The 16,221-nt window shown below is 62.3% G+C and carries 14 protein-coding genes and 1 other RNA gene; all 15 read right to left on the minus strand.

Annotated features, from left to right (window positions below):
- Positions 1 to 2: 2 nt before the first annotated feature.
- Positions 3 to 1,157, minus strand: a complete 1,155-nt coding sequence (gene ftsW, locus CO666_RS03125) for a putative lipid II flippase FtsW (protein WP_085737791.1) — start codon at positions 1,155 to 1,157, stop codon at positions 3 to 5.
- A gap of 1 nt (position 1,158) precedes the next feature.
- Positions 1,159 to 2,571 (minus strand): UDP-N-acetylmuramoyl-L-alanine--D-glutamate ligase, encoded by a 1,413-nt coding sequence (murD, locus tag CO666_RS03130; RefSeq protein ID WP_097610692.1) that lies wholly within the window; start codon positions 2,569 to 2,571, stop codon positions 1,159 to 1,161.
- 7 nt (positions 2,572 to 2,578) lie between these two features.
- Positions 2,579 to 3,679, minus strand: a complete 1,101-nt coding sequence (gene mraY / locus CO666_RS03135; protein WP_085737793.1) for a phospho-N-acetylmuramoyl-pentapeptide-transferase — start codon at positions 3,677 to 3,679, stop codon at positions 2,579 to 2,581.
- Positions 3,680 to 3,701: 22 nt separating this feature from the next.
- Positions 3,702 to 5,135 carry a UDP-N-acetylmuramoylalanyl-D-glutamyl-2,6-diaminopimelate--D-alanyl-D-alanine ligase gene (locus tag CO666_RS03140; RefSeq protein WP_097610693.1) on the minus strand — a complete coding sequence of 478 codons (1,434 nt, stop codon included), beginning with the start codon at positions 5,133 to 5,135 and terminating at the stop codon, positions 3,702 to 3,704.
- Positions 5,132 to 6,652 carry a UDP-N-acetylmuramoyl-L-alanyl-D-glutamate--2,6-diaminopimelate ligase gene (locus CO666_RS03145; RefSeq protein ID WP_097610694.1) on the minus strand — a complete coding sequence of 507 codons (1,521 nt, stop codon included), beginning with the start codon at positions 6,650 to 6,652 and terminating at the stop codon, positions 5,132 to 5,134. Before CO666_RS03145 ends, CO666_RS03140 begins: the two co-directional genes overlap by 4 nt.
- A 6-nt stretch (positions 6,653 to 6,658) precedes the next feature.
- Positions 6,659 to 8,416 (minus strand): peptidoglycan D,D-transpeptidase FtsI family protein, encoded by a 1,758-nt coding sequence (locus CO666_RS03150; RefSeq protein ID WP_097610695.1) that lies wholly within the window; start codon positions 8,414 to 8,416, stop codon positions 6,659 to 6,661.
- Positions 8,416 to 8,925, minus strand: a complete 510-nt coding sequence (gene ftsL / locus CO666_RS03155) for a cell division protein FtsL (protein WP_097610696.1) — start codon at positions 8,923 to 8,925, stop codon at positions 8,416 to 8,418. Before ftsL ends, CO666_RS03150 begins: the two co-directional genes overlap by 1 nt.
- Before the next feature lies 1 nt (position 8,926).
- Positions 8,927 to 9,952, minus strand: a complete 1,026-nt coding sequence (gene rsmH, locus CO666_RS03160; RefSeq protein WP_097610697.1) for a 16S rRNA (cytosine(1402)-N(4))-methyltransferase RsmH — start codon at positions 9,950 to 9,952, stop codon at positions 8,927 to 8,929.
- Positions 9,953 to 9,969: 17 nt separating this feature from the next.
- Positions 9,970 to 10,407 carry a division/cell wall cluster transcriptional repressor MraZ gene (gene mraZ, locus CO666_RS03165; protein ID WP_164740448.1) on the minus strand — a complete coding sequence of 146 codons (438 nt, stop codon included), beginning with the start codon at positions 10,405 to 10,407 and terminating at the stop codon, positions 9,970 to 9,972.
- Positions 10,408 to 10,835: 428 nt separating this feature from the next.
- An RNA gene (rnpB, locus tag CO666_RS03170) (RNase P RNA component class A) lies at positions 10,836 to 11,233 on the minus strand.
- A 54-nt stretch (positions 11,234 to 11,287) separates the two neighbouring features.
- On the minus strand, positions 11,288 to 12,463 hold the full coding sequence (locus CO666_RS03175; protein WP_097610699.1) for an NAD(P)/FAD-dependent oxidoreductase: 1,176 nt from the start codon (positions 12,461 to 12,463) through the stop codon (positions 11,288 to 11,290).
- Between the two features lie 10 nt (positions 12,464 to 12,473).
- The gene (locus CO666_RS03180; RefSeq protein ID WP_097610700.1) at positions 12,474 to 13,661 is read right to left on the minus strand and encodes an NAD(P)/FAD-dependent oxidoreductase; all 1,188 of its coding nucleotides are present in this window, start codon (positions 13,659 to 13,661) and stop codon (positions 12,474 to 12,476) included.
- 119 nt (positions 13,662 to 13,780) lie between these two features.
- Entirely contained in the window at positions 13,781 to 14,308 is a 528-nt protein-coding gene (locus CO666_RS03185) for a lytic transglycosylase domain-containing protein (protein ID WP_097610701.1), read from the minus strand.
- 252 nt (positions 14,309 to 14,560) lie between these two features.
- Positions 14,561 to 15,331: an N-acetylmuramoyl-L-alanine amidase gene (locus tag CO666_RS03190; RefSeq protein ID WP_097610702.1), complete on the minus strand. Its 771-nt coding sequence runs from the start codon at positions 15,329 to 15,331 to the stop codon at positions 14,561 to 14,563.
- Complete coding sequence (locus CO666_RS03195) at positions 15,328 to 16,035, minus strand: J domain-containing protein (protein WP_097610703.1); 708 nt, start codon at positions 16,033 to 16,035, stop codon at positions 15,328 to 15,330. Before CO666_RS03195 ends, CO666_RS03190 begins: the two co-directional genes overlap by 4 nt.
- Positions 16,036 to 16,221: the final 186 nt, after the last annotated feature.

Below are 16,221 nucleotides of genomic sequence, written 5' to 3' on the forward strand. Positions count from 1 at the left end.
TCTTACTCCGCCGGCATGCCGTGCGGGACGCGGAAGAGGCTCCGGTCCTGCGCACGTTTTTCCGGCCGATGGCGCGTCAGCGCCAGAATGAAGCCCGCGGTGACGCAGATCGCCACCATCGACGAACCGCCGTAGGAAATCAGCGGCAGCGTCATGCCCTTCGCCGGCAGCAGTTCGAGATTGACGCCGACATTGATGATCGACTGAATGCCCATCTGCAGCACCAGGCCGGCGACGGCGAAGCGGTTGAAATCGTTGCGCTCGCGATAGGCATGCGAGAGGCCGCGCAGCACCAGGACGGAAAACAGCGCGACGAGCGCCATGCAGAAGACGATGCCGAACTCCTCGGCAGCGACCGAGAAGATGAAGTCGGTATGCGCATCCGGGATGATGCGCTTGACGATACCTTCGCCCGGTCCCTGGCCGAACCAGCTGCCGCGGATGATCGCCTCGCGCGCCGTGTCGATCTGGAACGTATCGCCCTCGCCGGTCATGAACTTGTCTATTCGCAGCGCCACGTGCGGGAAGACGTAATAGGCGGTGACCAGGCCGCCGGCCCCGCCGACGCCGAGCAGCATGATCCAGATCCACGGCATGCCGGCCATGAAGAACATCCCGCCCCAGACGGCGGTCGTCAGGATGGTCTGGCCAAGGTCCGGCTGCGCGACGAGAAGAGCGGCGACGATGCCGAACAGGATGATGGCGAAGAGATTGCCGGGAATCTCAGGCTGGCGCGCATGTTCGGCAAACAGCCAGGCGCAGACCACGACGAAGGCGGGTTTCATGAATTCCGACGGCTGGATCGAAAGGCCGGCGATCCAGATCCAGCGCCTGCCGCCCTTGACCTCCTGCCCGACGAACAGCACCAGCACCATCATGGCAAGCGAGATGATCAAAAGCAGGATTGCGGTTCGCCGCACCTGGCGCGGCGTCAGGAATGACAGCCCGAGCATGACGCCGATCGAGGGGATCATGAAGGCGGCGTGGCGCTTGACGAAGTGGAAGGGCTCGAGCCCGATGCGCTCGGCAACCGCCGGAGAGGCCGCAAACGACAGCATGAAGCCGATACCCATCAGGAAGATGAACATCGCCAGGAAGAAGCGGTCGATGGTCCAGAACCAATCGGCCAGAGGCCCACGTTCCGCGCGGCTTACCATGTCATTTCTCTCCTGTTGCCGGACCGATCAGCATCGTCATTCCGTCAAGTGCCGCCACGTGGCCGACGAAGGCATCGCCCCTGACTTCGAAGTTCTTATACTGGTCGAAGCTTGCGCAAGCCGGGGATAACATCACGGCCGAAAAACCACTCTCGTCGCGCTCCGCGTCGGCTGCCGCATGCGCGACCGCCCGCTCCAGCGTGCCGGAGATCTCGTAAGGTACGGCCTCGCCGAGCGTCGCGGCGAACTCCGCCGCCGCCTCGCCGATTAGATAGGCCTTGGCGATGCGCGGGAAATAGGGCGCAAGCGTCGTGATACCACCTGATTTCGGCAGACCGCCGGCAATCCAGTAGATGCGATCATAGCTCGAAAGCGCCGGTGCTGCCGCATCGGCGTTCGTCGCCTTGGAATCGTTGACGAAGACGACGCGGCCGCGTTTACCCACAGGCTGCATGCGGTGCTTGAGGCCGGGAAAAGAGGCAAGGCCGGCGCGAATGTCGTCGGCGGAAACCCCGACGGCAAGGCAGGCGGCAACAGCGGCGGCGGCGTTCTGCGCATTATGGCTGCCGCGCAGCGTCTGGATGCCGTCGAGATCGGCGAAGGGCAGCATGGCGCCGCCGCCGGCCTGAATGAGCTTGCTGCCCTCGGCATAAATGCCCGAAGCCACCACGTTGCGGCGCGAGATGCGCACCACCTTGACGCCGGCCCGCTCGACGCGGTCGGCAATCAGCGCCGAATGGCTGTCGTCGATGCCGACGATCGCCACATCGCTGCCGGCGACCAGCCGCTCCTTGACATCGGCATAATGCTGCATCGTGCCGTGACGGTCGAGATGATCGGGGGTCAGGTTGAGCAGGATGCCGGCAGAGGGGTTCAGCGTCGGCGCCAGGTCGATCTGGTAGGAAGAGCATTCGACGACGTAGTAGCGCTCGGCCTTCGGCGGATCGAGCGTCAGCACGGCCGTGCCGATATTGCCGCCGAGCTGCGTGTCGTGGCCCGACGATTTCAGGATATGAGCGATCAACGCCGTCGTCGTCGACTTGCCGTTGGTGCCTGTTATGGCGATGAAGGGGCAATCCGGCGCATGGGCGCGGCGCTCGCGCACGAAGAGCTCGACGTCGCCGACGATATCGACGCCGGCGGCGCGCGCAAGATCGACGGTCCAGTGCGGTTTCGGATGGGTGAGCGGCACGCCGGGCGAGAGCACGAACAGTGCCTGCCGGCTCCAGTCGATCGTGTGCAGATCTTCCGTCAGGATGCCTTCGGCCGAAGCCTTGGCGACGCTGTCGGGATTGTCGTCCCAGACGGTCACCTCGGCGCCGCCTGCAACCAGCGCCCGCGCGGTGGCCAAGCCGGAGCCGCCGAGGCCGAAGAGCGCGACCTTCCTGTCCCTGAGCGTCGTGACCGGGATCATCGCCGCCTCACCGCAGCTTCAGCGTCGACAGGCCGAGCATGGCAAGGCCGACGGCGATGATCCAGAAGCGGATCACCACCTGGCTCTCGGTCCAGCCCTTTTTCTCGAAGTGATGATGGATCGGCGCCATCAGGAAGACGCGCCGGCCGGTCATCTTGAAGAAGCCGACCTGGATGATGACCGAGAGCGTCTCCATAACGAAGAGGCCGCCGATGATCGCCATGACGATCTCGTGCTTGGTGGCGACGGCGACGGTGCCGATCGTGCCGCCGAGTGCGAGCGACCCGGTGTCGCCCATGAAGATGGCCGCCGGCGGCGCGTTGAACCAGAGGAAGCCGAGACCGGCGCCGATGACGGCGCCGAGCACGACGGCAAGCTCGCCGGTGCCGGGCACGAAATTGATCTGCAGGTAGTTGGCAAACACCACGTTGCCGGCGAGGTAGGCGATGACGCCGAAAGAGGCGGCGGCGATCATCACAGGCACAATGGCAAGCCCGTCGAGACCGTCGGTCAGGTTAACGGCATTGCCGGCGCCGACGATGACGAAGCCGCCGAAGACGACGAACATGATGCCGAGATTGATCAGGAAGTCCTTGAAGAAGGGAAAGGCGATCGAGGAACCGAAGGTCGAGCCGGCAGTCCCCGACGCAAGAGCGGTGCGCATCATGAAGTAGACGGCGATGCCGGCGATAACGAATTCGATGCCGAGGCGCGCCTTGCCGGAGAAGCCCTTGTGGCTCTGCTTGGTCACCTTGAGATAATCGTCATAGAAGCCGATCGCGCCGAAGCCGAGCGTCACCAGCAGCGTGGCAACGACGTAGACGTTGGAAAGATCGGCCCACAGCAGCGACGCGCCGACGATGCCGGCAAGGATCATCAGCCCGCCCATGGTCGGCGTGCCGGCCTTCTTGAAATGCGTCTGCGGCCCGTCGGCGCGGATCGGCTGGCCCTTGCCCTGGCGGATGCGCAGCGAATTGATGATCGTCGGTCCGAACAGGAAAACGATCAGAGCTGAGGTGAAGAGAGCGGCCCCTGTGCGGAAGGTAATATATCTGAACAGGTTCAGAAATTTGAAATATTCCGACAGTTCGACAAGCCAGATCAGCATTCAGGGCCCCTTGTTTACCCGATCAAAGTTCGCGTTGCGTGTCGGAAAATGGTGGGAACTTGTCAAGGAGCGCGGCGACGATCTTGCCGAAACCGATGCCCAGAGACGATTTCACCATGAACACGTCGCCTGCTACGACCGAGTCCAGTACATAGTCCGTCAATTCGCTGGTGTTCTCGCGATATTCGACATGGACGCTTTCCGGCAGTGATTCCTTGAGCGCAGCCATCTCCGCTCCTGCGAGCCAGACATGTTCGATGCCGGCCGCAAGCAGCGGCACGGCGAGATCGCTATGAACCTTCTGCGCATACTCGCCCATCTCCAGCATGTCGCCGAGCACGGCGATACGACGCCCGCGGCCGGTCGGCTCGGAGGCCGCCAAGAGCGCGATCGCCGCGCGCATCGAAGCCGGATTGGCGTTGTAGCTCTCGTCGATCAGCGTGAAGCTGCCGTTGCCGATCGAAAGCCGGTGGCGCTTGCCCCTGCCCTTTTCCGGCTTCAGCGTCGCAAGCGCATCGATCGCCTTTTCCATGTCGGCGCCGACGATCCTGACGACGCCGAGCGCGGCGAGAGCATTCTCGGCGATATGGCGGCCGGGGGCGCCGATCGCGACTTCAAGCGTCTCGCCGCCGATCGTCAGCCACAGTGTCGAATTCTCGTCCGAGCCGTTGAATTCCGCCAGCCGGAATTCGGCCTTGGCATGCTGGCCGAAGGAGTGGATATGCTCGATGCCGAGCGACTGCGCCGTGCGGTCGAGGAAATTGAACTGGTCATTGTCGCGGTTGAGCACGACATGCCCACCGGGTTCCAGCCCCTCGAAAATCTCCGCCTTGGCGGCGGCGATCTCCTTGATACTCTTGAAATTGCCGAGATGGGCCGGCGCGATCGTCGTGATGACGGCAACGTCGGGACGGATCATCGCCACCAGCGGTCGGATCTCGCCCGGATGATTCATGCCGACTTCGAAGACGCCGTAATCCGTATCCCCGGGCATGCGTGCCAGCGTCAGAGGTACACCCCAATGGTTGTTGAAGGAGGCGACGGAGGCATGCACCTTGCCCGACGGCGACAGCACATGCCGCAGCATTTCCTTGGTGGTCGTCTTTCCAACAGAACCCGTCACGGCAATGATCCGGGCCCGCGAGCGCTCGCGCGAGGCAAGACCGAGTCGGCCGAGCGCGGCGAGCACATCTTCAACGACGATCATCGGCACCGTCAGACGGCCCATGGCGGGAAGCCTCGCCTCGCTGACGACGAGAAGCGCCGCGCCGTTCGCCATCGCCATCGATGCGTAATCATGACCGTCGACACGGTCGCCCTTGATCGCGAAGAAGGCCTCGCCTGGAGCAATCGAACGGCTGTCGATAGAAATGCCGGTGATGCCCTCGGGCAGAGTGCCGAAGGGGCGCCCCGCCATCGCCGCGATCATGTCTTCGGTCGTCCAGAGCCAGCTCAAGATTTCAGTTCCTCCAAGGCCTTGCGCACCTCCGCATGATCGGAGAACGGCAGTGTGACGCTGCCGATCGTCTGCCCTTCCTCATGCCCCTTGCCGGCGACGATCAGCGTATCGCCTGATTTCAGCATGCCGACCGCCTCGCGGATCGCCGCCGCGCGATCGCCGATCTCGGAGGCGCAGCTTGCTGCCGCCATGATCTCCGTCCGGATCGAAGCCGGCTCCTCCGAACGCGGATTGTCGTCGGTGACGATGACCACATCGGCAAGGCGGCAGGCGATTTCGCCCATGATCGGCCGTTTGCCGCGATCGCGGTCGCCGCCGCAGCCGAAAACGACGACGACGCGGCCTGTGGTGAAGGGCCTGACCGAGCTCAGCACGTTTTCCAGCGCATCCGGCTTGTGGGCGTAATCGACGTAGGCGAGCGCGCCGTCCTTGGTGTGGCCGACGAGTTCGAGACGGCCGGATGCGCCGATGAGTTTCTCGAGCGCCGCCATCGCGACCTTCGGCTCGATGCCGGTCGACATCGCAAGCCCCGCCGCAACCAGCGCGTTGGCGACCTGGAAATCGCCGGCCAGCGGTATATCCACCTCGAAAATCTCTCCGCCGATATGAATCTCCGCCGTCTGCTTGTGGCGGAAATGCTCGACACGCTTCAGCGTGAGATAGTCGCCCTTGCGCCCGACGGTGCGGACGTCGTGACCGGCGTCGGTCGCCGCCTTGATCGCCTCAGCCGACCAGGGATCGTCGGCAAAGATCACCGCCGGCGAGCCCTTCGGCAGCAGCACATCGAAGAGCCGCATCTTGGCGGCCATATAGTCCTCGATCGTCGGATGATAATCCATGTGGTCACGGCCGAGATTGGTGAAGGCGGCGGCCGCAAGCTTCACGCCGTCGAGCCGGCACTGGTCGAGACCGTGGCTGGAAGCCTCCATCGAGGCATGGGTGACACCTTCGTCGGCGAGTTCGGCAAGCAGCTTGTGCAGCGAGACCGGATCGGGCGTCGTCAGCGAGCCATATTCGTTGCGCGTCGGCGAAACCACGCCCGTCGTACCGATCATCGCGGCCGCGTGGCCCGCATGCGCCCAGATCTGCCGCGTGAATGAAGCGACGGATGTCTTGCCCGCCGTGCCGGTGACGGCGACCATGGTCTCGGGCTGCCTGCCGTAGAAACGCGAGGCGGCGATGGACAGGAAACGGCGCGGCTCGTTGACGGCAAGCACGGGGATGGGGGCCTCGACGACCTGGGAAGCGATCGCCACGACAGCGCCGCGGCCCGCGGCATCCGCGATGAAGCCCGCCCCATCCGCTTTGGTGCCGGCGACCGCGACGAAGGCATTACCCGGCGCCACATGGCGGCTATCCGACGACAGGCCTGAAATATCAAGCAAGCCTGCCGAGCCTTCGAGCTGTGCTTCAAGTTCCGGAAATTGATCTCCGGCCAGGTCTCGCAATTTCATCGCACGCACTTTTCTCTGTTGAAGCCGGTTCACCCCTCGCGAATCGGTGTCGTTATTCATTCACATTCAATAAGACACCAGCAAGGCCGATCCCCCCTCCCCGAATTTCGGCTCGATGCCGAGAATGGGGGCCGCGCGGCGGATGATCTCGCGGGCGATCGGGCCGGCGGTGCCGGCGGAGATCGTTCCGCCATATTGCTTTTCGCCGGTCTTCGGCTCGTCGCAGAAGGTGATCACCGCATATTTGGGATCGTTGATGGGGAATGCGGCAATGAAGGAGTTGAAGTTCAGCGTCGCCGAATACCGGCCGTTCACCACCTTGTCGGCCGTCCCGGTCTTGCTGCCGACGGCAAAGCCCGGCACGCGGGCGACGCGGCCAGATCCCTTGTAGCCGTTGAAGTCGAGCAGATAGCGGATCTCGTCGCTGGTCGTCTTCTTGATCACCTGCGTCGCGATCTCATCGGCCTGTTCGCGCGTGCGGGGCAGGAATGTCGGCTCGATAAGCTTGCCGCCGTTGACGAGAGCGGCGGCCGCCACTCCTGTCTGCAGCGCCGTCGTCGAGACGCCGTGGCCGAAGGAGATGGTGATCGAATTGATCTTCTTCCAGACGCGCGGCTGGCTCGGCATCTTCACTTCCGGCAGCTCGGTCTGCATCTTGGTCAGCAAGCCGAACTTGGTTAGATAATCCTTCTGCGCGTCGATGCCGACGATGTCGATGACGCGCGCCGTGCCGATATTCGAAGAATACTGGAAAATCTCGGGAACGGTCAGCCAGCGGCGCTGCCCGTGGAAATCGTGGATGGTGAAGCCGCCGATATAGATCGATTTGCTGGCATCGAAACTGTCGGTCATCTTCACCTTGCCGGTGTCGAGCGCCATGGCCAGCGAAAAGGTCTTGAAAGTCGAGCCCATTTCGAAGGTACCGTTGGTCATCCGGTTGAGCCAACCGTCCTTGGCGCCTTGCTGCGGTTCGTTCGGATCGAAATCCGGCGCCGACGCCATCGCCAGCACTTCTCCCGTATGCACGTCGATAACAGCGGCACCGGCCCCCTTGGACTGGAAGTTGTTGACGGCGTTGACGACTGCGTCGCGGACGATGTTCTGCACACGCAGGTCGATCGAAAGCCGCACCGGCTCGAGAGGCTGGTCGCTGGTCATGCCGACCGAAGCCAGGTCGGCAAGTCCCTGGTCGTCGATATATTTCTCCATGCCGGCGACGCCACGGTTGTCGATATTGACGTAACCGAGGATGTGCGCGGCGGTCGAACCGCCGGGATAGAAGCGGCGCTTCTCCGGCCGGAAGCCGATGCCGGGAATGCCGAGCGCCAGGATCTGGCTCTGCTGTTTCGGCGTCAGCTGCCGGCGCAGCCAGGCGAAATGCGAGCTCTTGACCGAGAGCTTCTTATAGGTGTCCCTGACGTCGAGCTCGGGCAGAACAGTTGCGAGCTTCTCCACCGCCTCGTCGGCATCGACGATCTTGTTCGGCTCGGCAAACAGTGAGACGGTGCGGATATCGGTCGCCAGCACCTCGCCGTTGCGGTCGAGGATATCGGGGCGCGAAGCCATCAGCCGGTCGGGCGGCAGGATGCTGGAGACGACCTCCTGATCCTTCATCGCATATTCAACGAGACGGCCGCCGATGACGACATAGACGCCCATGAAGCCGAGGATCAGCAGGCCGACGCGGCTTTTTGCCTGCCCCGATTTCTTCTTGCGCGTTCCCTCGATCGCCACGCCGGCGGAAGGACCACCGAAACGATTATAAACGCCGGCGGAAAAATGCGCCTGGCTCTTCAAAACCATGATGCGGGAAAGAAACGACATTATTCCACCGACCCCGTTTCGATCTCGTCTGCGTCTGTATCATCCTCCGCTCCGCCGTCGGGCGCCACCGCGCCGTGCGGCTCCACGGCGCCGCGCGGCGCAGGCGCCGGAACCGGCTGCGCCTTGGAGGCGCCGGCCGCGCCTTTGGCGCTGGCCACGGTCGCGCCCTTGGCGCTCGGCCCGTTGGCTTTGGCCTCCGTTACGTCGGGCACGGGAACCTCGGATTTCAGCATCGGCAATTCCTTGGCATGCACGAGCGCCGTCGAATCCGTCGGCTGCAGCTGCAACTCGTCGCTATAGGCGTTGACCAGCCGCTCCAGCCGGTTCGGCTGCGACTGCAGCGCCCAGTCGGCCTTGAGAAGGTCGATCGTGTCCTCTTCGAGCTTGATCTCGGCTTCGAGGCGATGAACCTCCTCAAGCTTCAATTCGGCGCGATGCTTGATCGTGTAGGTGACAGCGGCGGTGGCCGTCATAACGCCGATGAGCACGAGATCGAACGTTTTCAGCATATCAACCTCCAAGCTTTCCGAGACTGGCGAGATTGGGAAATCCGAAGAGCGACATATCCGCAGCCTCGGCAGCGGCATCCGTCCGGAGACCCGCACGCAGTTTGGCGGAGCGGGCGCGCGGATTGATCTGCGCCTCCGCCTCACTTGCCGAAACCATCGGCTTGCCCACAGCCGCAAAGGTTGCCGCCCGCTCATGCGCGACCGGCAGATGCCGCGACCCCGACGCCTTGCCGGCACGGTCGGAGAAGAATTTCTTGACGATGCGGTCTTCGAGCGAATGAAAGGTGACGACGACGAGCCGGCCGCCCGGCTTCAGCGCCGCTTCCGCCGCAAACAGCGCCTGCGCCAGTTCCCCGAGCTCGTCGTTGACGAAAATGCGCAAGGCCTGGAAGACACGCGTTGCTGGATGGATCTTATCCTTCATCTTGCGCGGCGTGACGAGCTCGATGAGACCGGCAAGATCGCGCGTCGTCTCGAACGGCTTTTCCTCGCGACGCTTCTCGATCGCATGCGCGATGCGCGGCGACTGGCTTTCCTCGCCGAGGAAATGAAAGATGCGGATGAGGTCGGCGACCTTGGCGCGATTGACGACATCGGCCGCCGAAACGCCTGTCGCCGACATGCGCATGTCGAGCGGCCCGTTTTTCTGAAAGGAGAAACCGCGCTCGGCCTCGTCGATCTGCATGGAGGAAACGCCGATATCGAGCACCACGCCGTCGAGTCCGCCTTGCGGCGCATGTTCGGCAAGATGTGAGAATTGCGAATGAACGAGCCGGAGACGACCGCCATGAGCAACGACCATTGCCTGGCCAGCGGCAATCGCGCTCGGATCGCGGTCGAGCGCGATCACTTCGGCACCGGCCGCAAGGATAGCCGAGCTGTAACCGCCCGCACCGAATGTGCCGTCAAGGATGAGCTTGCCGGGTGCGGGCGCCAGCGCCGAAAGCACTTCATCGAGAAGAACCGGAATGTGACGAACCGGTCCGCCACCGGCATCAGTTGAACCTCCGCCAGGATTCGCCACCATTCCGTTCCCTCGCTCTTTCAGGAACGCTTGCCCGCCAGCTTGCGCTCCCCTCGTGCCTGCGCCTGCGCGGCCACAAAAGCCTGCGGCTGCCAGAGCTGAAAATGATCCGCCCGACCGACGAAGGTCACTTCGTCCGAAATGCCGGTAAAGCCGCGAATGAAATCCGTGACCATCAGCCGCCCCTCGGCGTCGAGCTTCATGAAGACCCCGCCCCCATGAATGAGAAGCGACATCTCGTTGGCATCCGGCGAAAACGGATCCTCCGCAGCAATCTGCCGTTCGAATCTCTCGAGAAGATCCGGACCGCCGACGCTGATCGCCGGAAACACAAAGTCCTGGAAGCAATAGAGCTCCTGAACATTGCGCTGCGCCAGCACGGAACGAAATGCCGAAGGCACGGAAACCCTGCCCTTGGCATCGATCCTGTTGGTCGCGTTCGAAAGGAAGCGGTTCATCACACGAAACATCCGTTCCCGCAGGGATCCGGACCAAAAGACGCCCGAAACTCCCGATATCAGGCACAGCTTCGCAAGCCGGATGAGCGAAAACCCCTCCGACGCTTCCGGAGAGGAAGGCGCCTTTGCTTTGCGATGAACGGGCAGGTGATTGCCCCGGTGCAGTGCACATTTGGGATAGCATGGGACCATATGGGCGTCAATGGGATACGCCCAGCTTGCGATGGACGCATGATCAAAAATTTATAAGCTGTTAAGTTTAACAAAGGGTTAGGATCACCACCCGCAAGAGGCGCGGAGATGGCACTTTTACAAAAAGAGTTTCCGCCCGAAGCGATGCATCAGCATCCCCTTCAAAGCGTTTTATTTCAGCGGCTTATCTGGATAACTATCCCGCAATTCGGCGGTTGATCGCGCCACAAATGTTAATCGCCAGTTGGCCTGTAAGCCGGGTTCTGTATGGCTCCGGCGTGAACCGGAACGTGGCAGCCATTCCTCTGGGACAGCGTTCGCACGCTGCCTCACGCAACCCACCCGGATGACTGGCCTGGAAACCGGCCGGAAGGCCTTTCGGCCCACCGCGTCATCCCTATTCGGTCTTGCTCCCGGTGGGGTTTACCGTGCCATTTCCGTTGCCGGAGATGCGGTGGGCTCTTACCCCACCCTTTCACCCTTACCTGTAATGACAGGCGGTTTGCTTTCTGTGGCACTTTCCCTGAGGTCGCCCTCGCCGGACGTTATCCGGCACCGTGTTTCCGTGGAGCCCGGACTTTCCTCACCCTACCGCCTTTCGGCATTGGTAAAGCGCGGCTGCCCAGCCAACTGGCAGGGCTCCCATAAACGAGAGAGAGGGCAATTGCTATCGAATAAATGATATGCGTTAGCGAAATTGCGGTGTGAAATCCGTGGAGTAGCCCTGTCCGCTGATTCCGCCTGCCAAAAGCAGCTTGGCCCCAAGCCGGCCGATTTCATCCGAACTCTTGGCCGAAGTACCGGCACAGCCCGTCAGCACGGCGACCTCAGGCGAAGAGGTATAGCCGATCATCGGGTAGCCGCTTTCCGTCTGCGACACGACGCAGGCAGCCGTCGAAATCGAGAGCGGCACCATGCCGGGCACGAGACCTTCAACGATGCGGGCGAGATGCGCGCGCACGCTGTCTCGCCCTTCGGTCTTGAACCAGGCACGCATCGCCGCCTCGTCGCTGAGCGCCAGATCGTCTGGGTCGCCGCCGATCTTCAGGTAGAATTTGCCGTCGGGATAACGGATCGGCGGCAGCAGGTAGATATGGGTGCCGGGCACATCGAGAATGAGCGACGGCATGGCGGCAAAGCGGATAGCATCGGCCTCGCTCACCTCGAACAGCGTTACGGTCCGGGCATAAACCGTCATGGCAACGGGCCGCGGCAACAGATTCTCCGCAATGGAAAATCCGCCCGCGGCCAGCAGCACCTTTTCAGCACGATAACTCTGACCGCCCGATGTCTTGACGACGGCCGCCCCACCCTCGCTGCCGATCGAGACGACATAATCGCGGATGACCGCCGCACCCGCCTTTTCCGCCAGCAGCGACTGCGCCTTGACCAGCTTGCGCGGGCTGATGTGCCCCGCGCCTCTTGCTTCGAAAACACCGGCGGTTCCGGCGGGAAAGGCAAAATAGGGAAAGGCGGCCTTCAGCCCGGCCTCATCGAGAAAGCGGATCTCGACGCCGAGCGAAATGGCCGCTTTCCGGCTTCTCTCGAGATAATCGCTTGCATCAGGCGCGACGACGACGCAGCCGGCCTCCCGATAGAAGTCGATGCCGCTGTCGCGGGCAATCTCGCCGTAACGGCTGATCGAACGGTTGGCGAGCAGCGCCCAGTTGCGGTCGGGATCGATGGTGCGAGTAATGCGCCCCTCGTCGTAATGGCTGGCGAAGACGCCCTGATGCGCCTTGCGATCCTCAGGCTCATCCGGGCCGATCACCGCCACGCCATCCGCTTGGCGCGCCAGATGCCGCGCAGCCGCAGCCCCCATCAACCCGCGGCCGACGACGATATATTTGAAATCGACTGCCATGATATTCCTCTCAGGAAAAGACGGGCGTCAGCTCGCCGCCGAAGTCCTTGTCTTCAAGCGCGCCCTCCGCCAGAAGCAACGCTCCCAGCCGCCCGAGTTCGTCGGAGGATTTCGCCGCGACGAAATTGCCGCCGGTCAGCACCGCGACGCGCGGCGATTGCGTGAACCCGATATAGGGATAACCGGTCGAAGTGAAATTCGCCACGCACGGCGCCGACGTGACCGGGCAGCCGGCAAGCGCCGGCATCAGTTGCAGGGCGATGCGGCAGAGATGATCGCGCTCGGCGGCACTGCCGTCCGAACGGAACCATACGCCGGCATCCTCCAACCTGCCAAAGGAAAGCCCCTCGGTGTCGCCACCGAGCTTCAGATAGGTCTTGCCGTCGGGATAACGCACCGGCGGCAGGATATAGATATGATCCTCCTCCCGGTCGCCGAGCACGATGGTCGATGGCATATCGCCGAAGACCGCCCTCTCGCGCTCACCTATTTCATAGAAGACGACCGTGCGCGCCATGACCCTGGTATCGACGGGACGCGGCAGCAGGGCATGGAAATTGCTGAAACCGCCGGCCGCGACCAGCACCCGCTCGGCACTGTAACGTCTGTCGCCGGTCGTCACCTCGACATGGGAACCGACGTCGCGCACTGATGTCGCGGTTGCCTCGATCAGCGAGACGCCGCCGTGTTCGGCAAGCCTCGCCTGCGCCCGCACCAGCGCTCGCGGGTTGATGTGGCCGGCGCGCTTGCGCTCGAAATATCCTGTGAAATCGGGATCGACAGCAAGATAGGAAAAACGTTCGCGAAGTTGCGACGGCGCGATGGTCTCGATATCGCTGCCGAGCCTCCGGCTGACCGTCAGCGCCCGGTTGATATAATCCTGCTCATCCTTTGGCGTCGGACCGGCAAAGAGGCAGCCGACCTCGGAATAAAAGGAGATGCCGCTCCTCGCCTCGATCTCGCGGTAGCGCTCGAGCGCGCGGGCGGCGAAGGTTCCCCAGGCCAGATTACCGTCGAAGGTACGGGTGATGCGGGCTTCGTCGTAGTGACTGGCGAAGACTCCGTGATGGACCTTTCGCTCTTCCGGCTCGCGCGGGCCGATCAACGCAATGCCGTCGGCCATCGACGAGAGGTGGCGTGCGGCAGCGGCACCCATCATGCCGCGTCCGATGATGATAAACCTGAAATCGACTGCCATATCCCGCCTCATTTCGAGGTGGCCCACCTCGTTTCAAAGGTGGAGTATCACGGCAAGCGTCCTGATTCATATCGCAAAAATCCCGGGAAGGATTTTCACCCGGACGCACCCGGCCATGCTCAGTCGAGCATCGCCAGGACCTTGCCGCAATAGGTCTTCGACACCGGGTTCATGCGGGTTGCGGCATGGCCGGCATTGTATTTGAGGATGGTGTTGCAGGTTTCCCCGCCGCCGAGCTGATGGGCAGCCGCCAGATATTTCATGCCGTATTTGATGTTGGTCTCGGGATCGAACAGGCCCTTCCGCGTGCCGGCATAGCCCATCATCCTGGCCGTTGCCGGCTTGATCTGCATCAGGCCGATTTCGCCGGCGCTGCCGCGCGCTTTCGGATTGAAATTGCTTTCGACGCGAATGACGGCCTGGGCAAGCTCGACGGGCACGTCGTATTCAGCGGCATATTTATTGATCAGCGCAGCATAGGGAACGGCAGTCGAGAAGTCCGGCATGGCATAACCGCTCTGGCGATCGACGGTCTTCAGCGGGATGGTTTGCGCCCTGACACCCCAATCATCATTCGCCGAGGCAAAGTTATACCCTGCCAGCAGCATGCCGAAGCACGCCGCAGCGCCAACAATCAAATTCTTCATATAGTCTCTTCACTCCGACCCAAAGAATTTCAGGACTGCGCGCCTCGCCGTCATCCGGTCACACGCGATCAAGGACTGATCGCGTCCGCAGAAATTCTTATCGTTTCATTTGGCGCTCGCAATTACACTTGAAACCAGCCGCAAGCGCTGTTCAGCGGGCGTCCTTAGACCATCGCAATGAGGAGATAATAGGGAAATGATGTGGCGGGAGGGATTTCTCGCCGGTCGGAAGAAATCCGCCCGGATCTCCGGCTATTCGGCTGAGGAATAACGCGGCAGCGCCGACAGCAGCCGGTGCAGCGTGTCGATCGTCGAGAAATCGGCGATTCCATCGACCCGTTCAGGCCGGAAATGGCGCTGGAAAGCTTCCACGTCGCCCGCCGTCTTTTCGGAAAATTGGCTTGTGATCTCAGTGCCATAACCATAGAGCGACAGCATCGACTGCAGCGCTTCGACGGGCTGTCCGGCGTCACCGCGCTGGAAGAAGCGCCCGCCGGCGATCGTTGCCGGCTCGACCCAGTGTCCGATCCCCGCCCGATGGAGTTCGGCCCAGGGGAACTTTTCGCCCGGATCGACCTTGCGAACCGGGGCGACGTCGGAATGCCCCAGGACCCGTTCCGGCGCGATCGACCAACGTTTGACACAGTCGCGACACAATTCGATCACCGCGGCGATCTGCTCCTTCGGATAGTCGGGAAGCCCGCCCGGATGACCGACATTGGCGATCTCGATGCCGATCGACAGGGAATTGATATCCGTTTCGCCGTGCCAGCTGCTCTTGCCCGCATGCCAGGCGCGCCGCGCTTCCGGCACGAGCTGCACCACCTCACCGTTCTCATGCACGAAATAATGGCTGGAAACCTGGCTCTCGGCGCGGCAAAGCCAGTCGAGCGCGCCATCTGCCGTCGGCATGCCGGTATAGTGCAGCAGGACCATGTCCGGACGGCGCCCGTTCGCCCGCTCGCCATGGTTCGGCGAAGGCTGCACACGGGCGCTCCTGAAGTCGGCCTCGAAAGAGGTCATGCGGCGCGGCGTTCCTTCTCGATCGCCGCATAGGCGGCGTTCAACGCCGCCATGCGTTCATTGGCGATCACATGGAATTCCTTCGGCACCCCACGCGAGATCAGCCGATCGGGATGATGCTCGCTGACGAGGCCGTGGTAACGGCGGCGGATGGTCGGGAAATCATCCGAAGGCGAGACGCCGAGCACCTTGTAGGGATCGCGGCCGGATGAGACGTGGCGGGCGGCGATCTGCTCGAAGCGGGTCTCGCTCATCTCGAAGATCTCGCCAATATGGCGCAGGAAATTCAGTTCCTTCTCGTGGATCAGCCCGTCGGCCTTGGCGATATGGAAGAGGCCGTCGAGCACGTCTTCCAGCACCGTGCAATTAGCAGCACAAGTGACGCAGAGCGTCGAGAGCCGCTCGGCATAGGCTTCGTAGCCGGCCACATCCTGGCGTGCGAGATTATAGAGCCTGGCGACGTTCTTGGCCTGGTCCTCGGGAAATTCGAAGATTTCGCGGAAGGCTTCGACCTCTTTCTCGCTGACGATGCCGTCGGCCTTGGCCATCTTGGCCGACAGCGCGATGATCGCCACGGAGAAAGCCACTTTGCGCCGGGTCTCGGGATCGCCTTCGAAAACCGTTCGGATAGCCTCGACCACCGCAGAAAGCGCATTGCCCGCGGTATTGCCAATGGCATTCAACAGTTTTTCCCAGAAGGACATCGAAAATCTCGCACATGCTTGTCAACTTATACCAAACAGCTTGACCAAAGAATCATAGCCTTTGCAAGGCGACTATTGGTCGTAGGATCGAAAACACTTTTCACGATTCTGTAATTATTGCATCGCAACAAGCGATCGATCCGTTTCGCCTGATCGGCCGGAAAGGACGGCCCGCTTCATCGCCAC

Origin of the sequence: Rhizobium chutanense, assembly GCF_002531935.1 — a bacterium.
GTDB lineage: Bacteria > Pseudomonadota > Alphaproteobacteria > Rhizobiales > Rhizobiaceae > Rhizobium > Rhizobium chutanense.